Annotated in this window: 22 protein-coding genes; 18 read left to right on the top strand and 4 right to left on the bottom strand. The window is 65.2% G+C overall.

Annotated elements, in window-relative coordinates; genetic code table 11:
* Together F3W81_RS03625 and F3W81_RS03620 are read right to left on the bottom strand one after the other, a co-directional pair.
* Nucleotides 1–471: a DUF2271 domain-containing protein gene (locus tag F3W81_RS03625; RefSeq protein ID WP_193082304.1), complete on the bottom strand. Its 471-nt coding sequence runs from the start codon at nucleotides 469–471 to the stop codon at nucleotides 1–3.
* 87 nt (nucleotides 472–558) lie between these two features.
* Nucleotides 559–858, bottom strand: coding sequence for a PepSY domain-containing protein (locus F3W81_RS03620; protein ID WP_193082303.1), 300 nt, complete (start codon nucleotides 856–858; stop codon nucleotides 559–561).
* Between the two features lie 157 nt (nucleotides 859–1,015).
* Between F3W81_RS03620 and F3W81_RS03615 the strand changes: the two genes are divergently transcribed.
* The 14 genes from F3W81_RS03615 to F3W81_RS03550 all read left to right on the top strand — a co-directional run bounded on the left by F3W81_RS03615 (nucleotide 1,016) and on the right by F3W81_RS03550 (nucleotide 16,737).
* Nucleotides 1,016–1,675 (top strand): response regulator transcription factor, encoded by a 660-nt coding sequence (locus F3W81_RS03615; protein WP_193082302.1) that lies wholly within the window; start codon nucleotides 1,016–1,018, stop codon nucleotides 1,673–1,675.
* Nucleotides 1,672–3,018, top strand: coding sequence for an ATP-binding protein (locus F3W81_RS03610; RefSeq protein WP_193082301.1), 1,347 nt, complete (start codon nucleotides 1,672–1,674; stop codon nucleotides 3,016–3,018). The genes F3W81_RS03615 and F3W81_RS03610 overlap by 4 nt, the downstream gene beginning before the upstream one ends.
* Before the next feature lie 557 nt (nucleotides 3,019–3,575).
* Nucleotides 3,576–4,625 (top strand): ubiquinol oxidase subunit II, encoded by a 1,050-nt coding sequence (gene cyoA / locus F3W81_RS03605; RefSeq protein ID WP_193082300.1) that lies wholly within the window; start codon nucleotides 3,576–3,578, stop codon nucleotides 4,623–4,625.
* Between the two features lies 1 nt (nucleotide 4,626).
* On the top strand, nucleotides 4,627–6,624 hold the full coding sequence (gene cyoB / locus F3W81_RS03600) for a cytochrome o ubiquinol oxidase subunit I (RefSeq protein ID WP_193082299.1): 1,998 nt from the start codon (nucleotides 4,627–4,629) through the stop codon (nucleotides 6,622–6,624).
* A 2-nt stretch (nucleotides 6,625–6,626) separates the two neighbouring features.
* Entirely contained in the window at nucleotides 6,627–7,250 is a 624-nt protein-coding gene (cyoC, locus tag F3W81_RS03595) for a cytochrome o ubiquinol oxidase subunit III (protein ID WP_193083606.1), read from the top strand.
* Nucleotides 7,250–7,615, top strand: a complete 366-nt coding sequence (gene cyoD, locus F3W81_RS03590; RefSeq protein WP_193082298.1) for a cytochrome o ubiquinol oxidase subunit IV — start codon at nucleotides 7,250–7,252, stop codon at nucleotides 7,613–7,615. Before cyoC ends, cyoD begins: the two co-directional genes overlap by 1 nt.
* Before the next feature lie 83 nt (nucleotides 7,616–7,698).
* Nucleotides 7,699–8,427, top strand: a complete 729-nt coding sequence (locus F3W81_RS03585; RefSeq protein ID WP_193082297.1) for an SURF1 family protein — start codon at nucleotides 7,699–7,701, stop codon at nucleotides 8,425–8,427.
* Between the two features lie 102 nt (nucleotides 8,428–8,529).
* Nucleotides 8,530–10,398 carry an adenine deaminase gene (locus F3W81_RS03580; protein ID WP_193082296.1) on the top strand — a complete coding sequence of 623 codons (1,869 nt, stop codon included), beginning with the start codon at nucleotides 8,530–8,532 and terminating at the stop codon, nucleotides 10,396–10,398.
* A 306-nt stretch (nucleotides 10,399–10,704) separates the two neighbouring features.
* Entirely contained in the window at nucleotides 10,705–11,721 is a 1,017-nt protein-coding gene (locus tag F3W81_RS03575) for an ABC transporter substrate-binding protein (protein ID WP_193082295.1), read from the top strand.
* A gap of 97 nt (nucleotides 11,722–11,818) precedes the next feature.
* Complete coding sequence (locus tag F3W81_RS03570; RefSeq protein WP_193082294.1) at nucleotides 11,819–12,646, top strand: ABC transporter permease; 828 nt, start codon at nucleotides 11,819–11,821, stop codon at nucleotides 12,644–12,646.
* A 4-nt stretch (nucleotides 12,647–12,650) separates the two neighbouring features.
* Complete coding sequence (locus F3W81_RS03565; RefSeq protein WP_193082293.1) at nucleotides 12,651–13,439, top strand: ABC transporter permease; 789 nt, start codon at nucleotides 12,651–12,653, stop codon at nucleotides 13,437–13,439.
* A gap of 12 nt (nucleotides 13,440–13,451) precedes the next feature.
* Nucleotides 13,452–14,513: an ABC transporter ATP-binding protein gene (locus F3W81_RS03560; RefSeq protein ID WP_193082292.1), complete on the top strand. Its 1,062-nt coding sequence runs from the start codon at nucleotides 13,452–13,454 to the stop codon at nucleotides 14,511–14,513.
* Nucleotides 14,510–15,826, top strand: a complete 1,317-nt coding sequence (locus F3W81_RS03555; protein ID WP_193082291.1) for an amidohydrolase family protein — start codon at nucleotides 14,510–14,512, stop codon at nucleotides 15,824–15,826. Before F3W81_RS03560 ends, F3W81_RS03555 begins: the two co-directional genes overlap by 4 nt.
* Nucleotides 15,827–15,852: 26 nt before the next feature.
* Entirely contained in the window at nucleotides 15,853–16,737 is an 885-nt protein-coding gene (locus F3W81_RS03550; RefSeq protein WP_193082290.1) for a nucleoside hydrolase, read from the top strand.
* Here F3W81_RS03550 and F3W81_RS03545 read toward each other — a convergent pair.
* On the bottom strand, nucleotides 16,734–17,906 hold the full coding sequence (locus F3W81_RS03545; protein WP_226941837.1) for an amidohydrolase: 1,173 nt from the start codon (nucleotides 17,904–17,906) through the stop codon (nucleotides 16,734–16,736). The two genes, F3W81_RS03550 and F3W81_RS03545, sit on opposite strands and share 4 nt — an antisense overlap.
* A gap of 84 nt (nucleotides 17,907–17,990) precedes the next feature.
* On the opposite strand from F3W81_RS03545, the gene F3W81_RS03540 reads away from it, so the two are divergent.
* On the top strand, nucleotides 17,991–18,644 hold the full coding sequence (locus F3W81_RS03540) for a phosphoribosyltransferase (RefSeq protein WP_193082289.1): 654 nt from the start codon (nucleotides 17,991–17,993) through the stop codon (nucleotides 18,642–18,644).
* On the opposite strand, the gene F3W81_RS03535 is transcribed toward F3W81_RS03540, so the two are convergent.
* Nucleotides 18,635–20,077, bottom strand: coding sequence for an MFS transporter (locus F3W81_RS03535; RefSeq protein WP_193082288.1), 1,443 nt, complete (start codon nucleotides 20,075–20,077; stop codon nucleotides 18,635–18,637). The genes F3W81_RS03540 and F3W81_RS03535 overlap by 10 nt on opposite strands.
* Nucleotides 20,078–20,282: 205 nt before the next feature.
* Here F3W81_RS03535 and F3W81_RS03530 point away from each other — a divergent pair, with 205 nt between their 5' ends.
* From F3W81_RS03530 to F3W81_RS03520, 3 genes are all read left to right on the top strand, one after another.
* Complete coding sequence (locus F3W81_RS03530; protein WP_193082287.1) at nucleotides 20,283–20,657, top strand: TfoX/Sxy family protein; 375 nt, start codon at nucleotides 20,283–20,285, stop codon at nucleotides 20,655–20,657.
* Nucleotides 20,658–20,735: 78 nt separating this feature from the next.
* A complete protein-coding gene (locus tag F3W81_RS03525) occupies nucleotides 20,736–20,921 on the top strand; it encodes a YqaE/Pmp3 family membrane protein (RefSeq protein WP_193082286.1) in 186 nt (61 codons plus the stop codon).
* Nucleotides 20,922–20,925: 4 nt separating this feature from the next.
* Nucleotides 20,926–21,402: a DUF4112 domain-containing protein gene (locus F3W81_RS03520; protein ID WP_226941836.1), complete on the top strand. Its 477-nt coding sequence runs from the start codon at nucleotides 20,926–20,928 to the stop codon at nucleotides 21,400–21,402.
* The last annotated feature ends 54 nt before the right edge of the window (nucleotides 21,403–21,456 follow it).

Here is a 21,456-nt window from a genome sequence, read left to right as displayed (position 1 = left end):
TCACATCCCGTAGCTGAAGTCAGCGATATAGCGCCGCCCCTGCACCGCCTTGCCCGCCCCGGCCGAGGTCAGCGGCACCGCAATCTCGTTCGGGCTTTCGCGCATGTCCTCGACGGCGGCATCGATATGCAGCGTATAGCCCGCGTCGATCAGCGCATCCGCCAGATCCACCGTCACCTCGAGCTTGCGCCCGGCCCCGACGCTCGCCCCGGTGATGCCGTCGACCTGCGCCGTGTCGCCCCCGGTGGCGCGGTACCAGTCGCTCAGATGGCGATAGTATTTCGACTTGCCGCCCGCCATCCACAGGCTGCCCGCATAGACGCCCTTTGCGTCGGTCAGATAGATCGCCAGATAGGCCCCTTCGCCGCCATAGCGGGTCATCGTGGTGCTTAGCGTCACCTGCTTTGCCATGGCGACGCCGGGAAGGGTCAGCGCCGTGGTCATGGCCAGAGCCGCGAGGAGGGTTTTCATGCGAATGTCCTTTGCAATATCTGCGCCACAAGCGGCGCTTTCGGGAGAGTCTGTGGCACGGGCGCGCGCACGGCCCTGCCGGTCGCGTCAGTCATCGCGGTCCCGGCCGCCCCGCTCGATTTCAAGGCTGAGAACCTGCAGCGTCTGCGGCTGCAGCGTCACCTCGATGCGCCGCCCCTGCGCGTCCGTCGCGTGGATCTCGTAGCAGCCGTCATCAATCTTGAGCCGCCGCACCGCCCAGCCATTGTCCTGCGCCATCTGCACGACCGCCGCGCGCGACTGCCAGTTGGCCATCGGCACGAAGCAATCCTGCTCTGCCCACGCCATCCCCGGAGCCACCGCCGTGGCGACTGCGAGAAAACTAAGAATTGTCACCGCTCGTTTCATGGGTCAGACTCCCTGTTGCGGCTGCCACGGAGCCTGCTTGCACCGCCAAGCTGACGCGAACCTGAAGCGGCGCGCAAACCTGCGTCAGCTTTGCGTCAGGTGGGACGTGCAAAAAGCCGCGACACAGCACCGCCCGAGGCCAGGAACAGGACCCCCCATGCGCATCCTTCTGATTGAGGACGACCGAGTTCTGGGCGCCGCCGTGCGCGACCAGATCGCCGCCGATGGCCACACCGTCGACTGGGCGATGCGCCTTGATACCGCCGGGGATGCCCTGAACGGCGCCGCCTTCGACCTTGTTCTGCTGGATCTGATGCTGCCCGATGGCCGCGGCATCGGCTTTCTGAAGACCCTGCGCGCGCGCGGCGGCGTGACCCCCGTGATCATCCTGACCGCGCTCGATCAGGTGTCTGACCGCATCGAGGGGCTGAACGCCGGGGCCGATGACTACCTCGTCAAACCCTTTGATCTGGCCGAGCTTTCGGCCCGCATCGGCTCGGTCGCGCGGCGTTATTCCGGCAATCCCAACCCGATCATCCAGCACGGCGCGCTCTCGATCGACCTCGCCGCGCGGTCCCTGCAACGCGATGGCAAACCGGTCTCCCTCACCGCGCGCGAATGGGCCCTGTTCGAGGCCCTCATCACCCGCCCCGCGCAGCTGCTCTCCAAGGCGCAACTCGAAGACAAGCTCTATGCCTTCGATGCCGAGGTCGAAAGCAACACCATCGAGGTCCACGTCAGCCGCTTGCGCAAAAAGCTCGGCGCCCGCGTGATCGAGACCGAGCGCGGCATGGGCTATCGACTGGGCACGCCATGAGGCGCCCACGCAGCCTGCAAAGCCGCCTTTCGCTGACGCTGGGGGCGGCGCTGGCGCTGATCTGGATCGCCGTCGCCACGATCACCGCGCTGATCCTGCGCCATGAGACGAACGAGGTCTTCGACAGCGCCCTGCGCCAGACGGCCGAGCATATCCTGCCCCTCGCCGCCCTCGACATCGTCGGGCGCGATGACGACGGCATACCGCAGCGGCTCGCCTCTGTGGGCGATGACACCGAAGTCTTCACCTATCTTCTGCGCGATGCGCATGGTCGCATCCTGCTGCAATCGCAGGGTGCCGAGGCCGAGGATTTCCCCCCCTACGACGGGCGCGGCTTTCGCCAGACGCCCACGCACCGTCTCTATAATGACGACGTGTTGCAGGGCAGTCTGCGCATCACCATCGCGGAACCGCTCGACCATCGCCGCACCGTCGCGCGCGAGATCCAGTTCGGTCTTGGCCTGCCACTGCTGGTGGTGATCCCACTGGCGCTGCTGGCGATCCTGTGGGCGGTGCGCGCCAGCCTGACCTCGCTGCGCCGGTTCCGCGAAGGCCTCGGGGCGCGCAGTGCCCGCGACCTCTCGCCCGTGCCCACCAGCGATCTGCCCTCCGAGATCACGCCGATCGCCGCCACCCTGAACACCCTGCTCGCCCGCCTGAACTCCGCCTTCGAGGCCGAGCGCAGCTTTGCCGCCAATGCCGCGCATGAGTTGCGCACGCCGCTCGCCGGGGCGCTGGCGCAGGCGCAGCGCCTGCAATCGGAAACCACCGACGCCGCCGCCCGCCAGCGCGCCGCCGAGATCGAGGCGACGCTGAAACGCCTGACCCGCCTCTCCGAACGCCTGATGCAACTGGCCCGCGCCGAGGGCGGTCGTCTGCGCCTCGGGCACGCCGCCGATCTGCGCCCCGTCGCCCGCATCGTCCTTGACGACATGACCCGCATGGCCGCGCCGGGCCGCATCCGCCTCAGCCTGCCCGACGCGCCCGTGCTCTCGGATCTCGACCCCGACGCCTTCGGCATCCTGTTCCGCAACCTGATCGACAACGCCCTGCGCCACGCCACCCCCGACACCCCCATCGACGTCACCCTGCGCGGCGATGGTCATCTCAGCGTCGCCAACGACAGTCCCGTCGTACCGCCGGAGGTGCTGTCGCGCCTGACCCTGCGGTTTGAGCGCGCCGAGGCCAGCGCCGAGGGCAGCGGCCTCGGTCTGGCCATCGTCGCGGCCATTGCCGAACGCATCGCCAGCCCGCTGCGCCTCAGCTCTCCGCGTCCCGGCGCGGCGACGGGATTTGAGGCCGCACTGACCCTGCCGGTTGAGGTCGGCTCCCCGCAAAAGTGAATCACGCGCGCCCTCCGCACCGCTCCGGGGGTGCGACAACGCCCGCTCCCGGCCCGCACGAAGGCGTCATTTTCACCGCGCGCCCTGCATCCAAGTCATTGCCGCTCTGCGCTGGTTTCAAACCTGTGTTATCTCAGCGTGTGTCGATATGCTGCACCTGCGAAATCGTGCTGCACCTGCGAACCCGCCTTGCGGGAAAACCGGCCCGAAGGCGCATCGCGACCGCCCCGGCAATCCCCTTTGTTTGCAAAGCAAATTTACGCCGCAGACTCCGGTTTCGCGCCAAAGACCTGCCGCTGGCCGTACCCATCCGGTCCCCCTTTGGTTGCATAAATCTCAACTCAAGCATTTGTGAATAAACGGCAAGTTGCGTGAGGTGCGGCCGTGTGACGCCTCGCGCTCGCTCCGCCACGGGCTTATTCGCCCGGCACAAGTTCGATTGCGGCGGCTTTGCGTTCCGCGTCGGATCTCCTCCCTCCGGGCCGCCCGTCAGCGACAGACGCGCCCGGTAAACGCGCAAGAGGCTAGCTGTGTTGAAACCCTTCAAGATCCCCTTGATGCTGCTGCTCGCAGTGTCCTTGTCGGGATGCCAGTACGATGTGCTCCACCCCTCCGGCTGGGTCGCCGGACAGGAGCGCAACCTTCTGATCATCTCCGTCCTTCTCATGCTCATCGTGATCCTTCCGGTGCTGTTCATGGCTGTGTATTTCCCGTGGAAATATCGCGCCGACCGCCCCGAGACCGATGACTACGATCCCACCTTCACCCACTCGAACAAGCTCGAAGTGCTGATCTGGGGTGTTCCGGTCCTGATCGTGATCGCGCTCGGCGCCTTCACCTGGGTCTACACGCACAAGCTGGACCCCTATCGCCCGCTCGACCTCGCCCATGCCGGTGAGCCGATCGAGGTCGAGGCCGTCTCGCTCGACTGGAAATGGCTGTTCATCTATCCCGAATACGGCGTCGCCTCGGTCAACGAGCTGGCCATGCCGGTCAATCGCCCGGTGAACTTCCGCCTGACCTCCAGCACCGTGATGAACACGCTGTCGATCCCGGCGCTGTCGGGCATGGTCTATTCGATGCCCGCCATGCAGACCAAGATCCACATGATCGCGGACGAGGTCGGCACCTTCGCCGGTCGCTCCGCCCACTACTCCGGCCCGGGTTTCTCGCAGATGACCTTCGACGCCAAGTCGATGACAGATGCCGATTTCGACGCCTGGATCGCCAAGGCCAAGACCGTCGACACCCCGCTGACCCGCGCCAGCTATCTTGAGCTGGAGAAGCCCTCCATCGGCAATGACGTCGCTTTCTACAGCACCGTTGAGGATGGGTTGTTCGACCGCATCCGCAATCTCTGCGTCGGCGAAGGCAAGGTCTGCATGGACCAGATGATGATGGTCGACATGCATGGTGGCGGCGGTCTGGCCGGCATCAAGGACAAGGCGGCCTTTGAATACGACGGCCAGCGCGCCATCGACGGCTTCGGCAATCTGATGGATGCGCCCGGTGCAGGCCTGATCGACGGCAACGACGACACCGACGCCAACGACAAGCCCGACGTCGACAAGAACACCCGTTCGGCCCCCGCAATGGAGCACAACTGACATGTCAACTGAAGTCGTTGAAACAACACGGGAAACGGTCTCGCCGATCTTTGGTCGGCTGAGCCTGGACTGGATTCCCTACCACGAGCCGATCTTGATCGGCACCTTCCTGGCCATCGCGCTCGGCGGGCTTGCCCTGCTGGCGGTGATGACCCGCTATCGTCTCTGGGTGCCGTTCTACAAGAACTGGGTCATCACGGTCGACCACAAGAAAATCGGCATCATGTACATGGTGCTGGGCTTTATCATGATGGTGCGCGGCTTTGCCGATGCGCTGATGATGCGGGCGCAACAGGCGCTGGCGGCTGGCGGGGCCGAGGGCTATCTGCCACCGCACCACTTTGATCAGGTCTTTACGGCGCATGGCGTCATCATGATCTTCTTCGTGGCCATGGCCTTTGTCACCGGCATCATGAACTTTGTCATGCCGACCCAGATCGGGGCCCGCGACGTCGCCTTTCCGTTCCTGAACAACTTCTCGTTCTGGATGACGGTTGCCGGCGCGCTGCTGGTCAACGTGTCGCTGTTCATCGGGGAATTTGCCCGTGTCGGCTGGCTGGCCTTTCCACCGCTGTCGGGGGCGTCGTTCTCGACCGGGCCGGGGATGGATTACTACCTGTGGTCGCTGCAGATCGCCGGGATCGGCACAACGCTGTCGGGCATCAACCTGATCGCCACCATCTTCAAGATGCGCGCGCCGGGCATGAAGATGTTCGACATGCCGGTCTTCACCTGGACCGCCCTCTGTACCAACATCCTGATCGTCGCCGCCTTCCCGGTGCTGACCGCCACGCTGACCCTGCTGACGCTGGATCGCTACCTCGGCACGCACTTCTTCACCAATGACCTTGGTGGCAACGCGATGATGTACGTCAACCTGATCTGGATCTGGGGCCACCCGGAGGTCTACATCCTGATCCTGCCGCTGTTCGGCGTCTATTCCGAGATCGTCGCGACCTTCTCGGGCAAACCGCTGTTCGGTTACAAGACCATGGTCTGGGCCACCTGCTGCATCATGGTCCTGTCGTTCCTCGTCTGGCTGCACCACTTCTTCACCATGGGGTCGGGCGCGAGCGTGAACACCTTCTTCGGGATCACCACGATGATCATCTCGGTGCCCACGGGGGCCAAGATCTTCAACTGGCTGTTCACGATGTACAAAGGTCGCGTGCGCTTTGAAGTGCCGATGCTCTGGACGATCGGGTTCATCGTCACCTTCACCATCGGTGGCATGACCGGCGTGATGCTCGCCATTCCGCCCGTCGACTTCCAGCTGCACAACACCCTGTTCCTGATCGCCCACTTCCATAACGTGATCATCGGTGGCGTTGTCTTTGGCGTCTATGCCGCTGTCACCTACTGGTGGCCCAAGGCGTTCGGCTTCAAACTGGACGACAAGTGGAGCAAGCGCACCTTCTGGTTCTGGCTGACAGGCTTCTACCTTGCCTTCATGCCGCTCTATGCGCTTGGCCTGATGGGGGCGACGCGCCGCATGGCACAGTACATGGACACCGGCTGGCAGATCTACTTCATCGCTGCCGCCTGTGGCGCCGTGCTGATCCTGTTCGGCATCCTGTCGACCTTCATCGGCTTCGCCGTCTCGATCAAGAACCGCAAGGCTCTGGCCTGTGGCTCTGACCCGTGGAATGCGCGCACCCTGGAATGGGCCACGCAGTCGCCGATCCAGCCCTACAACTTCCCGCAGGTCATCCACGTTCATGGCCGCGACGAGTTCTGGCACATGAAGCAGACCGGCTTCAAATGGTCGACCGACTACACCCCGATCCACATGCCGAAAAGCACGGCAACCGGGGCGCTGATCGCGCTGTTTGCTCTGGGCTTCGGCTTTGCCATGGTCTGGTACATCTGGTGGCTGGCGATCCTGTCGCTGTTTGCCTGCATCGCCATCGGCATCGCGCATACCTTCAACTACAACCGTGACTACTACATCCCCGTTGATGAAGTCGCGAAAACCGAAAGCAAGGGAGCTACGGCATGACCATGTTGGACACCCCCGTCACCGGGCCCGTGAAAGGGCCCGAGGGCCCGGACAGCCATCCCGATCACCACCACGAAAGCCCGACTCCCATCGGCTTCTGGATCTACCTGATGAGCGATTGCATCATCTTCGGGGTGCTGTTCGCGACCTATGCCGTGCTTGGCTACAACTACGCCGGTGGCCCGGCGCCGAAAGACCTGTTCGAGGCAGACTTCGTTCTGATCGAGACAGCCCTGCTGCTGTTCTCCTCGATCACCTTCGGCGTCGCCATGCTGCAAGCCGAGGCACACCGCCTTGACAATGCGCTGAAATGGCTGGTCGTGACCGGTCTGCTCGGCCTCGGCTTCATCGGCATGGAGATCTATGAGTTCCATCACCTGATCCACATCGGCGCAGGTCCGGACCGCTCGGCCTTCCTGTCGGCCTTCTTCGTGCTGGTCGGCACCCACGGTCTGCACGTGACCTGCGGTATCATCTGGCTGGTGACGCTGATGGTGCAACTGCGCATGCACGGTCTGACCTCGGCCAACATGCAGCGGCTCTCGACCCTCAGCATGTTCTGGCACTTCCTCGACCTGATCTGGATCGGCGTCTTTTCCTTTGTCTATCTCGTGAGGCTGATCTGATGAGCGATCATTCAAACCATAGCCACGGTACGATGAACCAGCTGATGACCGGCTTCGTGCTGGCCGCCATCCTGACGGTGATCCCCTTCGGGATCATCCTGGGAGAGCCGGATTTCTCGCGCTACATCAAGATCGGGATCATCATGGGCTTCGCGGCCCTGCAGATCATCGTCCACCTGGTCTACTTCCTGCACCTCAACTCCAAGGCTGAGGGCGGCTGGACCATCGCGGCGACCATTCTCGCCGTCGTCATTCTGGTCATCGTTCTGGCAGGCTCGCTCTGGGTCATGCACAACATGAACGAAAACATGATGCCGATGCCCGACATGGACAAGATGATGTCGCTGCAGTCCCAACAGGGCTGAGACCTCACCTGACCCTTCAAACGGGGCCGGCCCGCCCGGCCCCGTTTTTGTTTTTCCCCTTCCCAATGTCCCGAGTGTGCGTCATGTCCCGTCCCCGTCGCTGGCCCCTGCTGATCATCGTCACCCTTGTCGCCGCCCTCGGCGTCATCGGCTTTGCAAGCCTCGGCACATGGCAGGTCAAGCGCCTGCACTGGAAGGTCGCCCTGATCGAGCGTGTCGACGCCCGCGTCCACGCCCCGGCCCAGCCCGCCCCCGATGCGGCCGAGTGGCCCTCGATCACGCGCGAGGGCGATGAATACCGCCATGTCACCCTGCACGGCACCTTCCTCAACGACGACGAGGTGCAGGTCTACACCCCCTCCGATTTCGGCCCCGCCTACTGGGTCCTGACGCCGCTGCTGCGCGACGATGGCACCACCGTGCTGATCAACCGCGGCGTCGTGCCGGAGGAACTGCGCGATCCCGCGACCCGCAAAGCGCCCATGGGCGAGCAGACCGTCACCGGCCTGCTGCGCATCTCCGAGGATAAAGGCTGGCTGTTCAGTCAGGACAACCGCCCCGAGGACGGCGCCTGGTATCGCCGCGACGTGGCCGAGATCGCCGCCGCCAAGGACCTGACCACCGCGCCCTATTTCGTCGATCAGGAAAAGACCGACAATGACAGCTGGCCGCGTGGCGGGCAGACGGTGATCAAGTTCCGCAATGCCCACCTCAGCTATGCCCTGACATGGTTTGCCCTCGCGCTGATGGTGCTGGCCGGCTATGCGCTGTTCCTGCGCCAGGAGCTGAGGCGCGACCCGCTCCAAGCCTGACACAAATCCGCGCAACGCCGTCTCTTGCCGGTCTTTCGCGCATGATTTACCCCCGGTTCAACTGAGGGCCTGCGCAGGCCCACCGAAGACCACAGGACCCCGATGACCCAGCACAGCCCCTCCGACGTCGACCTGAACCCCGAAACCGAGGTCGCGATCCGTCGTCACCTCGTGCAGGTCGCGCTTGGCCGTGCCCCCGCCGACTGCGTGCTCAGCGTCGGGCGTCTGCTCGACACCGGCACCGGGATCTGGCGCGAGGAGCGTGAGATCGTCATCAAGGACCGCCGCGTCGCCTATACCGGCCCCATCGGCAGCTGGCAGGGCACCGCCACGACCCGCGTGAACCTGCCCGACCTCTCGGCCATCCCCGGCCTTGGCGAGGTCCACAAGCACATCGAATCCTCGCACCTGACGCCGGAGTATGAGGCGGCCCTCGTCATCCCGCGCGGCAACACCTGGACCTGCGAGGCCAGCCACGAATTCTCCAACGTCAACGCCGACCGCACGCTCGATTTCTGGCTCGAAGCCCGCCGTCAGGGCTCGCCGCTGAAGATCTTCCCGCTGCCCGGCTCTGCCGTTCCCCCGACCGCTTATGAACATGGCGGCGGCTGGCTCGGCTACGACGCGCAGCGCGATTTCCTTGATGCCTCGCGCATGGTTGCCGGCCTCGACGAGGTGATGGACTGGCCCGGTGTCAGCGACCCGGAAAACCCCTCGCACGAGCGTCTCTGGGGCATGATCCGCGCCACGCTGGAACGCCGCGCCGTGGTCGAGGGGCACGCCGCCGGCCTCACCGATCTGCCCACCATCAACGCCTTCGCCGCCGCCGGGATCTCCTCCGACCACGAGATGTGGACAGCTGAGGAGGCGATGGACAAGCTCGCCGCCGGTCTGTTCATCGAGTTGCGTATCCATTCCCTGCCCGAGATGGTCTCGGGTCTGCTCGCCCTCGGCCTCAAGGACTGGTCCCGCGTCGCCTTCGCCACCGATGACCGCTCCGCCACCGACACGCTGAACACCGGCGCGACGGATCACAACGTGCGCACCGCGATCAAGGCGGGCCTTGCGCCGGAAATCGCCATCCAGTGCGCCACCATCAACCCCGCCCGCCACATGCGGCTTGAGGCCTGGGTGGGCATGATCGCCCCCGGTCGCTACGCCGATATCGTGCTGCTGAACGATGTCGACAGCTTCAGCATCGATCAGGTCTGGGCCGATGGCGCGCAGGTCTCCCTCGGCACCGAGTATCTGGCGGACATCCCCCAGATCGACTGGCCCGACTGGGCCCGCAAGACGATCAACGTCGGCCGCGCGCTCGTGGCTGATGACTTCCGCATCAAAGCCCCTGAGGGCCGCGGCACCGCCACCGCCGCCCTGCTGCGCCCCTTCCACTGGGCCGACGACTTCCTGACGACGGAGCTGCCCGTGACGGGCGGCGCTGTGCAACGCTCCTCAGCCCAGAACGTCACCAAATTCGCCGTGATCGACCGGTTCTCCGGCCAAGGCGCGGTCTCTAAGATGTTCTGGCTCGGCTGCGGGCCGAGGACACCCGACACCGCGCTCGCCTGCTCGATGGCGCATGACAAGCACAACCTCTGGGCCTGCGGCTCCTCCGACGACGCCATGGCGCTGGCCGCCAACACCGTCGCCGACATGGACGGCGGCTGGGCGCTGGTTTCCGGCGGCGAGGTCCTCGCCACCATCCGCTGGGAAATCGCCGGTCTGATGAGCGCGCGCCCCGCCGCCGCACTGGACGCCGACATGCAGGCGCTGCTGACAGCCGCCGAGGGCATCGAGTGGATGTACGAGCCGAGCTTCAACCCGCGCTGGCAACCCGGCTTCCCCGAGCGCCTCGCCTGGGCCACCCTGACCTGCTCGCCGTGGAAATGGTGCCTCGTCGCGCCGTCCGATCACGCGCCCGAAGGGCTGGTCAATGTCGCCACCGGCGCCACCCATCCGGTGGTCTGGTGATGGCGAAATCGCACCGTTCAGATACCGCCGCAATACCGACCGGATACCGACACACCGATCCGGCCATCGCAACACCATCTGCGCCCCCCGCGCGGCCCCGGCACAGCGCAGATCAGTGCACCTCAGGCCCCGCTCGCGCCAAGCGCGAGTGCGCGATTAAGATGTGTGCAAATGAGTTTTCCGACTGCCCGCCAAATCAGCAAACCCGTGCTTTTTCGGTTGCCGCAGGTATACGTCACTCGTCACATAAATCAGGATCACCGTCCGATTCTGGACATGCACTTCTTACCTAGACAGGGAAATCCAATGAAAAGACTGGCGCAAATCTCCGCCCTCGCCCTCATCGCCTCGGCCGCTTCGGCGCAGGCGGAAACGCTGACCATCTCCTGGTGGGGCTATAACGGCGACAAGCTGAACGCGAACATCATCGAGCCGTTCAAGGCTCAGTGCGGCTGCGACGTCGTCTTCGAGACCGGCAACAACGCCGACCGCCTCGGCAAACTGCAGGCGCGCGGCAACAAGGGCGTCGACGTGATATTCCTCACCGACGCCTATTCCCAGATCGGCGTCGAGGCCGGCACCTTCCAGAAATTCGACGCCTCCAAGGTGCCGAACATTGAAAACATTTACGAAATCGCCCGCGATCCGCAGGGTGGCTTTGGCCCGGCCTATACCGTTGGCCGCATTGGCGTGGTCTACGACAGCGCCACGGTCGCGCCGATCACCAAGTGGGATGACCTCTGGCGCGAAGACCTGGCCGGCAAGATCTCCCTGCCCGGCATCACCACCACCGCAGGCCCGATGTTCGTCGTTCAGGCCGGCACCCACGCGGGCGTTGATGCCTACGCGGATTCTGATGGTGCCTTTGAAGCCGTCAAGGCAATCGAACCCAACGTCGCCAAGAACTACAACACCGGCTCCGAGATGGTGAACCTGATCTCGACCGGCGAAGCCTTCGTCACCATGACCCAGGATTTCACCCTGAAATCCCTGAAAGAAGCCGTGCCCACAATGACCTGGGCCGATCTGGACGATGGCGATATCGCGGTTCTGAACACCGTCAACATCCCCACCGGCGCCGAAAACCCCGAGCTGGCCTATCAGTTCATCAACTTCCTGCTGTCCGACGAAGTGCAGCAGAAACAGGCCGAAGAAGGCGTTGACGCCCCGATCAACACCAACGTCAAACTCTCGGACGAGCAGGCCGCCATGTGGACCTATGGCGCCGATGCCATTGCCGCTCTGAACACCATGGACTATGCCAAGATGAACGCGAACAAATCCGACTGGATCGATCGCTGGAACGAAATCTTCGGCATGTAAGCCATTGTTTCTGATCAGTCCTTTGGGTCTGATCTGATCTTGACGCGGGGCGGTTTTGAAAAGCCGCCCCGTATCGCTTTGTTAAAGGACACCTGACATGCCCCCCCGATTGCGCGCCTGGGCGCTGGCCACCCCGGCCACATTGCTCGTGCTGCTGTTCCTTGGTCTGCCGGTACTTTCGACCTTCGCCACCACGTTTGGCGACCCCAAGGGACCGTTTGCCACCTACGCCGCCTTCTTCAACTCCCGCTTTCGCACCACGGTGCTGTGGCGCACGATGGAGGTCGCGCTGATCACCACCATCGTCTCGGTCGCCGTCGGCTTTGCCACCGCCTGGGTCGTCGCCAAGACCCCAGGGCGGCTGAAAAGCCTGCTGATTATCGCCGCAGTATTCCCGCTGCTGACGGGGGTTGTCGTGCGCTCCTTCGCCTGGCTGGTGATCCTGGGCAAGAACGGCATCCTGAACAACTTCCTGATCTGGATCGGCGCGATAACCGAGCCGTTTTCAATGCTTTACACCCAAGGCTCCGTCATCGTGGCGATGATCTACCTGTTCGTGCCGCTGATGATCCTGACCCTTGTCGGCGTGCTGGAAGGCATCCCGCAGGACCTCACCGATGCCGCCGCCTCACTTGGGGCGAAGCCCTCTGCCGCCTTTCGTCAGGTCGTCCTGCCGATGGCCGTGCCGGGGCTGATCGTCGGCTCCGTGCTGGTCTTCACCGGGTCGTTCACCAGCTACGCCACGCCGCAGCTTCTGGGGGGCGAGCGTCAGATGATGATGGGTACTTTCCTCTATCAGAACGCCATGGTGCGCTTTGACTGGGTCGCCGCATCGACCGTCGCCGCGATCATGGTCGTGGTCACGCTGGCCACGGTCCTCGTGATGTCGAAACTGGCGCATCGCCTCAATCCGGTCGCGGGGTAACCTCATGCAACGCAAGACACATCCGCTGTTGATCGCCTTCGCAGTGCTGACGTTTCTCTTCCTCGTCGGCCCGCTGATCATCATCATCGGCGCGTCGTTTTCCGACACGTCCTTCCTCACTTTCCCGCCGCGCGGCCTGACCCTGCACTGGTATCAGAACGCGTTCGAGATTTCGGCCTTCAAGCGCACCTTCCTGACCTCGCTGATGCTGGCGGTCGGGGGCACCGCGCTGTCGATGTGCATCGGCATTCCCGCCGCCTACGCCATGGCCCGCTACCGGGTCGAGCTGCCGCGCTTTCTCGGCAACGTCTTCGTGCTGCCGATCCTGATCCCGGAAATCGTGCTGGGTTTTTCGCTGATGAAGTCGCTGGCCATGGGGATCAACCTGCCGATCATGGTGTCGCTGCTGGTCGGTCACGCGCTGATCGTGCTGCCCTACTGCGTGCGCGTCGTCGGTGCCTCGTTGAATTCCTTCGACTTTTCCATCGAAGAGGCCGCCGTCTCCCTGGGCTGCCCACGCTGGAAAGCCTTCTTCACCGTGCTTCTGCCGAACGTGAAGGCGGGCATCATCGCCGGTTTCATCCTGGCGTTCATCACCTCTCTCAATGACGTTTCGGTGTCGATCTTCCTGACCGGCCCCGGCGTTTCCACCCTCCCGATCCAGCTTCTCGCCCATATGGAGCAGTTCTTCGATCCGACCATTGCGTCGGTGTCGGTGCTGCTGATGGGTGTCACGGTGGCCGTCATGGCCATCGTTGAACGCACGCTCGGCCTGACATTCCTGACCAAGTAAAGGGCCTGACGAATGACCGTATCCCTCTCCATCGAAAACGTCACCGCCCACTACGGCACCACCAAGGTGCTTGAGGACCTGTCGCTGCATATCGCAGAAGGCGAGCTTGTCTCGCTGCTCGGCTCCTCGGGCTGTGGCAAGACCACGACGCTGCGCCTTGTCGCGGGCTTCCTGGAACCGACCGCGGGCAGGATCATGCTCGGCGATCGCGACCTGACCCGCCTGCCCGCGCATTCCCGCGACATCGGGCTGGTGTTCCAGACCTACGCGCTGTTTCCGCACCTCACCGTGCGCGACAACGTCGCTTTCGGGCTGAAACAACGCGGCGTGTCGACGAAGGAGCGCAACACGCGCGCCAACGACATGATCGACCGCGTTGGCCTGAACGCGCTGGCGGACCGCTATCCCGCCAACCTCTCCGGCGGTCAGCGCCAGCGCGTCGCCCTCGCCCGTGCCCTCGTGATCGAACCGCCGCTGCTGATGTTTGACGAGCCGCTGTCAAACCTCGACGCCAAGCTGCGCGTCGACATGCGGGTCGAAATCCGCCGCCTGCAGCAGGCCAACGGCACCACCGCGCTCTACGTCACCCACGATCAGGAGGAGGCGTTTTCGATCTCCGACCGCGTCGCGATCATGAACGCGGGCCGCATCATGCAGCTCGACGCGCCCGAGGTGCTCTATTCCCGCCCCGCCAACGCTTTCGTCGCGGATTTCGTCGGTTTCGAGAACATGATCCCGATGAAAGCCATCGCGGAATCCGGTGACGCCGTGCGCGCCGAAATGCCCGGTGGCGCAACGCTGAGCCTGCCCAAGGACACCTTTACCGTGCCCGCGCAGAACTTCATCCTGGCCACCCGGCCCGAAGGTCTGCTGGTCGCGCCCAGCGGTGACGGCATCCCTACCACGCTCGGTCTGCGCACCTATCTGGGACGCGCCTACCAGTACCAGTGCGAGACGCCCGCGGGCGAGCTGAAGGCCAATGGCCCGCTCACCCAACCGTTCGAGAGTGGCTCCAACGCCGTACTGATCCCGCAGGCCGAACAGTGCTGCCTGCTGCCAGCCGAGCCCGCATGATCGTTCTGACCAACGCCCGCATCCTGACCATGGATGCGGGCATGACCGACATCACCAGCGGCTGGATCGCGGTCGAGGGCAGCAAGATCCTCGGCCTCGGTGCGGGGTCCGCCCCTGCGCGTTATGGCATCGCACAGGACATGGGCGGCGATCTGATCATGCCCGGCATGGTCAATCCGCACTGCCACATGCCGATGACGCTGTTCCGGGGCTTGGGCGAAGACGTCGACGACCGCCTGTTCCGCTACATCCTGCCTCTGGAGCGCGCGCTTGTGACCGCCGAAGTCGTCGAGGTCGGCGCGCGTCTGGCCGCACTGGAGATGATCCGGGGCGGTGTCACCACCGTCGCCGACATGTACTATTTCGAGGATCGCATCGGCGCGGTGCTGGACCAGTCCGGGCTGCGCGGCGTCGTCGGCCAGACCTTGGCCAATTTCGCCGCCCCCGATCACGCCACGATGGACGAAGGCTTTGCCCGCCTCGACGCGCTGGCTGACCTCTACCGCGATCACCCCCGCATCACCGCCTCCGCCGCGCCCCACGCGCCCTATTCCACCGGGCTTGAGGTCATGACCCGCGTTGCTGAGTGGTCCGACGCCCACCCCGGCCTGCCCGTGCAGATGCACCTGGCCGAGACCCAGCCCGAGGTGCAATGGGCCCGCGACACCTTTGATGCAACAACAGTCGAGGTAACGGACCGCGCTGGCCTGCTGCGCCCCGCCCTGATCGCCGCCCATGTGATGTATCCGACCGGGTCCGACATGGACCTGATGGCGGAACGTGGCGTCCACGTCGCCTATAACGCCCGCTCCAACGGCAAGGCCGGACGCGGCATCGCCCCGATCACCGCCCTGCGGGAGCGTGGCATCAACGTCGGCATCGCGACGGACGGGCCGATGTCGGGCAATACGCTCGACCTTTTCAGCCAGTTCGCCCCCGCCGCCATGTTCCAGAAGATCGCCGGCGGCTCGCGCCAACCGCTGCCCTGCACCGACGTGATCCGCATGGCCACAATCGAGGGCGCGGCGACCCTGGGCATGGAGCAGCGCATCGGCTCGCTCGAACCCGGCAAACAGGCCGACCTGATCCGCATTTCCCTAGCCGATCCGCGTCTGCATCCGATCTACGACATCTATTCGATGCTGACCTTCGCGACGATGCCCACGGATGTGCGCGCCACCATGGTCGCCGGGCAATGGCTGATGCAGGACCGCCTCTGCACCACGGTTGAGGGCGAAAAGGCCCTCTCCGACGCGCTGCAGATCGCCCGCCGCTTCAAGGCGAAAATCGTCGAAATAGACGCAACCACCTGATCCCTCTGCCAAGAAAGACCACCCCCATGCGCGTCATCATCGACACGGACCCCGGCATCGACGACGCCATCGCGATCCTCTACGCCCTGCGTCATCCGGGCATCGACGTCGCCCTGATGACCACCGTCGCGGGCAACATCGGCCTCGACGTCACCACCCGCAACGCCGGGCGCATCGCCACGCTGGCGGGGGTTGAGACACCTGTCCACGCCGGGGCCGCAACGCCCCTGACCCGCGCGCCGGACCCCGAGCTTGCGATCCACGGCACAGACGGCCTCGGCGGCGTCACCCTGCCCGATGCCGCAACGCCGCCCAGCCCTGTGCCCGCAGTCGAGGCCATGGCCGCCCTCCTCATGGCCAAAGACGCAAACACCATCGACCTGCTCTGCCTCGCGCCCCTGACCAATATCGCCCTGCTGCTGGATCACGCGCCCGAAGCCGCGTCGCGCATCCGCCGCGTCATCGCCATGGGCGGCGCGATCTTTGAGCCGGGCAATGTCCACGGCACCCGCGCCGAGTTCAACATCGCCCACGACCCAGAGGCCGCCGCCCGTGTCCTGCGCGCCCGTCTGCCGCTGACGCTGATCCCCCTCGACGCCACGCGCCAGATCCGCGCCGATGCCGAGTACGTCGCCAGCCTGCGCGCCCTCAACACCAGCGCCGCGACCACCTGCGCCGACCTGATCGACGCCTATTTCGACGCCGCAAAGGGGCGTGAGAGCCGCCCTCTGCATGACCCCTGCGTACCGCTCCTCGCGCTGCACCCTGCGTTGTTCACAGTGGAAACCTACGACCTCGCCGTCGACCCCACGACCGGCGCACTGATCCCTGGCAAGCACGAGATCAGCGTCGCCATGTCGCTGGATGCGGACGCGCTGCGCGACGCGCTGCGCCTCGGCCTCAGCCGCTAGAGGCCCAGTTCTTCCTCGACCACCGCGCACCACCAGGCGACCCCCGCCGGGATGCAATCGTCGTTGAAATCATAGTTCGTCGCGTGATGCGCGCCGTTCTCGCGCATCGCGCCCATGCCGAGCCAGACATAGGCGCCCGGCACACGGCTGCCGAATTCGGCAAAGTCATCCCCCGCGGTCGAGGGCGGGAACGCGGTGCGCAAGGCCCCCTCGCCCAAGGCCTGCACCACCGCACGCTGCGCCACACCGACCGGCACCGCGTCATTGACCACCGGCGGAATGCGCCGGGTGAAGCTATAGTCGACCTCGATCCCATAGCCCGCCGCGACGCCCTTCGCATGGCGCCCGATCGCCTCTTCCAGCTGGTCGCGCACGCCCATCGAATAGGCCCGCGCGGTGCCGCCGATGCGCACCGCCTCGGGGATCACGTTCAGCGCGTTGAAATCCCCCGCCTCGACGGCGCAGGCCGAGATCACCGCAGGCTCCAGCGGATCGACCTCGCGCGCGACGATGCTGTGCACCTGCCCCAGAAACACCGCCATCGCCGTCACCGCGTCGCGCCCCTGATGCGGCTTGGCGCCATGGCTGCCAACCCCGCGAAAGGTTGCGTGCCAGTGATCCGAGCTCGCCAGTTGAGGCCCCTCCACCGCCGCGACAACGCCCAGATCCAGCCCCGGCATATTGTGCAGACCATAGGCCGCATCCACCGGAAACTGCTCGAAAAACCCATCCGCGACCATCTTGGCACCGCCACCGCGTCCCTCCTCGGCCGGCTGAAAGACAAAGTGCACGGTGCCGGAAAAGTCCCGCCCCGCCATCGCCTCCGCCGCCCCCAGCAGCATCGTGGTATGCCCGTCGTGGCCGCAGGCATGCATCCGACCCGGCGTGGTCGAGGCATAGTCGAGACCCGTCACCTCCGTCATCGCCAGCGCGTCCATATCGGCGCGCAGCAGGATCGCGCGGTTGCCATCGCCCTTGCGCAGCGTGCCGACAACACCCGTCCCGCCCAGCCCGCGCGTCACCTCCAGCCCTGCCGCCTGCAAACGGCGCGCCACGATGTCCGAGGTCCGCTCTTCCTCGAACCCCAGCTCAGGGTGGGCATGCAGATCGCGGCGGAGCGCGGTCAGATCGCGCAAAACATCCGCGTCCATCAGGCTGGTGTCTTTCATGGGCGGCGGTCCTTCTGTAGTGCTGCGGCAAAGTTTGGCTTTGGCACGCAGATACACGTGCCCGCAGAAATGGGAAAGCGCGTGATGAGAACCGATGTCTGGCAGCACCTGCACTCAGACCTGACCCCCGGCGTTCAGCCCGATCAGGAAACCTATGCCACCGCCCTCGGGGCGCACCAGCTGCTGCTGCCGATCCGGACTCTGGCGGGTGGCACGCGCGGCGTCGCCTCAATGATCCTCAATCAGGCGAGCTTTGCCGTGCTCGATGCCGTCGCAGACCGCCTGACCGACCAGCTGCGCGCCCATGCCCCCGATGTCATCGTCGCCGTGCCGACCCTCGGCCTGCCGCTGGCCGAGGCCGTCGCCCGCCGCCTTGGGCATACCCGCCTCGTCCCGCTCGGCACCTCGAAGAAGTTCTGGTATGAGGAGGATCTCTCGGTCCCCCTCTCCTCGATCACCTCGCCGGGTCAGGGCAAGCGTCTGTACCTGGACCCGAGGATGAAACCCCTGCTGGCGGGGCGCATCGCCATCATCGACGACGTGCTCTCGACCGGCACTTCCATGGCCGCCGTTCTGGCGCTGATGGAGAAGGCCGGGATCACGCCCACCGTCATCGGCGCGGCCATGCTGCAAGGCGATGCTTGGCGTGACATGGTCAGCGCGCTACCGGTCGAGGGCGCCTTCGCCACCCCGATCCTGCGCAAGACCGACAGCGGTTGGGACGCGCCTCAGGACTGACCGCCGTAGCCCTCCAGCCGGCGGCTCGGCAGCAACAGCATCGCGATCAGGCAAAGCATCATCAACCCGGTCAGCGTCGCGCCAAAGCTCCAGAGCGGCAGGCGCGCGCCCTCCAGCGTGTCCGCCGCCAGCCCCGATCCGACCGCCATCATGCCGACGACCGTGACGCCCATCGTCCCGCCCATTGAGCGCATGAACGACAGCACCCCGATCGAGGCCCCCATCTGCCCCGGCGCGGCAGCGTTCTGCACGATCAGCGCGAACACCGGGAACAGCATCCCCACCCCCATGCCGAGGCCCGTGGTCGGCAGGATCAGCAGCGCCAGCGACGGGCTGGTCGCCATCACCAGCGTCACGGCACCGGCAAAGACCACCGCCATCGCCGCGCCGCATACCACCAGCAGCTTGTAGGCCGGGCGACGCTTGAGGATCTGCGGCGTCAGGAACGCGCCCACCAGCCCGCCGCCGATCATCGCCAGAATGCCAAGTCCCGCCTGCGCCGCGCTCAGCCCGTAGACCTTCTGGAAATACAGCGGCAGATAGATCGCGAGGCCAAGGTTGGTACCGACACAGGCCGCCAGCCCCAGCGAGGCCAGCACGATCGAGCGGTTGGTGAACACGGACAGCGGGATCAGCGGATCACGCGCCCGCGTCATGCGCAGGGCGAATCCAATCCAGAACACAGCGCTGATCGCGACCAGCGCCCAGACCGGCAGCAGCTGCGCCGAGGCCTCGCCCTCCGCCGCGCCAAAGATCAGCAGCAGCGGCAAGGTCGCAGCCAACAGCACAAGCGCGCCCAGCCAGTCCACACGCCGCCCCTTCAGCGCCGCACTTGGCGCCAGCGCCGTCAGCACGCCCCAGAACACCACGAGGCAGGGCAACAGGTTGATCCAGAACACGAACCGCCAGCTGAGGTATTGCGCCAGCGCGCCCCCCGCCAGCGGGCCGATCAGACCGGCAGCCGCATAGATGGCCGAGATGAAGGCGCTGAACACCGCCCGCCGCGCCATCGGCACCCGGTCGGCCACGATGACAAACGGGATCGACACGAGGCCCCCTGCACCACAGCCCTGCAACAGCCGCGCTGCGACCAGAAACTCCAGCGAGGGCGCAATGGCACACAGCACCGAACCGCCCAGAAACAGCCCGTTCGCCAGCACCAGCGCAAAGCGGCGGCCCCGGATATCGGCAATCGCTCCGTAAAGTGGCGCGGCCACCATCGCCGCCATCAGAAAGCCCGTGGCCACCCAGGCCAGCAAGGCGCCACCGCCGAACTCGGCCAGAATATCCGCCAGCACCGGCCCGACAATCGTCTGATCCAGCGCGGCCACGAACAGCGCCAGCATCGCCGCCGCCAGCAGCCTCGGCGTGCCCCGCTCCAGAAACCGCAGACGCTTGCGCCCCGAAGGCATAGCCTGGTCCAAATCAGTCATTGTGATCCCTGCTGGTTCTGTTGCGGATAAGGGCGGCCCGGTCCTGAGGAGGGACGCCCCGAGACGGGCTTTAAACGCCCTGCCGGCAAAATGTAATCTACCTTCGCCCCGCGCCCCGCATCAAGCGCTGCCCGCGTTCCGCAAAGCACAGATCCGGGCACAGAGAGGCTTGACCCTGCCCGCGCCAGCGGCCAGCTTAGGCCCCATGAGCGCCATTCGCAGCATCCGCAACCTCGGCCCCAAGACCGAGGAAACCTTCACCCGCGCCGGAATCACCTCGGCGGAAGATCTGCGCGAGATCGGCGCGGATGCGGCCTATCTGCGGGCCATGCTGACAGGGATGCGACCGCATTTCATTGGCTATTACGCCCTTGTTCTGGGTCTGCAGGGACGCCCCTGGAACGATTGCAGCACGGCCGAGAAATCCGCCCTCCGCCTGCGCTTTGATGCGCTCTGTGCGCAGGCCCGACATCAGACCCTCGCCCGCACGTCAGCCGGGCTGCCGCAGGAGCTTGCAGCCTTCCTCGATCAGATCGGGGTCCGTCAGGGCATGGCGCAGGGAACGGCACCGCGCACCTGATTGCCCGACAGTGACAGGGAACAATCCCCGAGGCTTCTCCGTTAAGGTTGTAACTGAAAACGGAAAGGACGACCCACAATGGAACGTACCCGTGACCCGATCGGCGCCGACCTGCTCCGCGTCATCATCGCCATCTTCCTGCCCCCCGTCGGGGTGCTGCTGCAAGTCGGCTTTGGCAAGCATTTCTGGATCAACCTGATCCTGACCCTGTTCGGCTATATCCCGGGCATCATCCACGCCCTCTATATCATCCTGCGGGACTGACAGCATGGTCGCCAGCGTCCCGGCACGCGAAACTGCGATGACCGGCGTCATCACCTCAGCGCCCCAGCCGCGCGCCGACGCGCCCCCCCCCGGGCTGAGCGAGCGTCATGCCCGCCTGAAGCGGCTTGAGCGGTTGGAGCGTCTTGCCCGCACGCTCGACAGTGCGCTGCGCCTGCCGGGCACGCCGGTCCGCTTCGGGGTGGATTCCATCGTTGGACTTGTGCCTGCGATTGGCGACACGGTGATGCTGCTGCCCGCGGTCTGGATCATGATCGAAGGCTGGCGCATGGGGCTGCGCAAACGCGCCCTGAGCCAGATGGTGTTCAACACCAGCGCGGATTGGCTGCTGGGCTCTGTGCCCCTGCTGGGCGATGTCTTCGACGTCGGCTGGAAGAGCAACCTGCGCAACGTCGCGCTGATCCGCAAGGAAATCGAGCGCGAGATCGCCCGTGAGATAAAGCGCACCCCGCCTCTGGCCTGACCCCAGAGCGCCAGTCAGAACCGAGATGCAAAAAAGGCCACCCTTGCGGGTGGC

This window comes from Pseudooceanicola spongiae, from assembly GCF_014899185.1.
In the GTDB taxonomy this organism is placed as follows: domain Bacteria; phylum Pseudomonadota; class Alphaproteobacteria; order Rhodobacterales; family Rhodobacteraceae; genus Pseudooceanicola; species Pseudooceanicola spongiae.
The sequence above is the reverse complement of the archived record's forward strand: the minus strand, read 5'-3'. Positions and strand labels throughout refer to the sequence as shown.

Excerpts from the sequence above, each read along its gene's own strand:
- F3W81_RS03625 (WP_193082304.1), bottom strand. The coding sequence starts at position 471 with ATGAAAACCCTCCTCGCGGCTCTGGCCATGACCACGGCGCTGACCCTT.
- F3W81_RS03620 (WP_193082303.1), bottom strand. The coding sequence starts at position 858 with ATGAAACGAGCGGTGACAATTCTTAGTTTTCTCGCAGTCGCCACGGCG.
- F3W81_RS03615 (WP_193082302.1), top strand. The coding sequence starts at position 1,016 with ATGCGCATCCTTCTGATTGAGGACGACCGAGTTCTGGGCGCCGCCGTG.
- F3W81_RS03610 (WP_193082301.1), top strand. The coding sequence starts at position 1,672 with ATGAGGCGCCCACGCAGCCTGCAAAGCCGCCTTTCGCTGACGCTGGGG.
- cyoA (WP_193082300.1), top strand. The coding sequence starts at position 3,576 with ATGCTGCTGCTCGCAGTGTCCTTGTCGGGATGCCAGTACGATGTGCTC.
- cyoB (WP_193082299.1), top strand. The coding sequence starts at position 4,627 with ATGTCAACTGAAGTCGTTGAAACAACACGGGAAACGGTCTCGCCGATC.
- cyoC (WP_193083606.1), top strand. The coding sequence starts at position 6,627 with ATGTTGGACACCCCCGTCACCGGGCCCGTGAAAGGGCCCGAGGGCCCG.
- cyoD (WP_193082298.1), top strand. The coding sequence starts at position 7,250 with ATGAGCGATCATTCAAACCATAGCCACGGTACGATGAACCAGCTGATG.
- F3W81_RS03585 (WP_193082297.1), top strand. The coding sequence starts at position 7,699 with ATGTCCCGTCCCCGTCGCTGGCCCCTGCTGATCATCGTCACCCTTGTC.
- F3W81_RS03580 (WP_193082296.1), top strand. The coding sequence starts at position 8,530 with ATGACCCAGCACAGCCCCTCCGACGTCGACCTGAACCCCGAAACCGAG.
- F3W81_RS03575 (WP_193082295.1), top strand. The coding sequence starts at position 10,705 with ATGAAAAGACTGGCGCAAATCTCCGCCCTCGCCCTCATCGCCTCGGCC.
- F3W81_RS03570 (WP_193082294.1), top strand. The coding sequence starts at position 11,819 with ATGCCCCCCCGATTGCGCGCCTGGGCGCTGGCCACCCCGGCCACATTG.
- F3W81_RS03565 (WP_193082293.1), top strand. The coding sequence starts at position 12,651 with ATGCAACGCAAGACACATCCGCTGTTGATCGCCTTCGCAGTGCTGACG.
- F3W81_RS03560 (WP_193082292.1), top strand. The coding sequence starts at position 13,452 with ATGACCGTATCCCTCTCCATCGAAAACGTCACCGCCCACTACGGCACC.
- F3W81_RS03555 (WP_193082291.1), top strand. The coding sequence starts at position 14,510 with ATGATCGTTCTGACCAACGCCCGCATCCTGACCATGGATGCGGGCATG.
- F3W81_RS03550 (WP_193082290.1), top strand. The coding sequence starts at position 15,853 with ATGCGCGTCATCATCGACACGGACCCCGGCATCGACGACGCCATCGCG.
- F3W81_RS03545 (WP_226941837.1), bottom strand. The coding sequence starts at position 17,906 with ATGAAAGACACCAGCCTGATGGACGCGGATGTTTTGCGCGATCTGACC.
- F3W81_RS03540 (WP_193082289.1), top strand. The coding sequence starts at position 17,991 with ATGAGAACCGATGTCTGGCAGCACCTGCACTCAGACCTGACCCCCGGC.
- F3W81_RS03535 (WP_193082288.1), bottom strand. The coding sequence starts at position 20,077 with ATGACTGATTTGGACCAGGCTATGCCTTCGGGGCGCAAGCGTCTGCGG.
- F3W81_RS03530 (WP_193082287.1), top strand. The coding sequence starts at position 20,283 with ATGAGCGCCATTCGCAGCATCCGCAACCTCGGCCCCAAGACCGAGGAA.
- F3W81_RS03525 (WP_193082286.1), top strand. The coding sequence starts at position 20,736 with ATGGAACGTACCCGTGACCCGATCGGCGCCGACCTGCTCCGCGTCATC.
- F3W81_RS03520 (WP_226941836.1), top strand. The coding sequence starts at position 20,926 with ATGGTCGCCAGCGTCCCGGCACGCGAAACTGCGATGACCGGCGTCATC.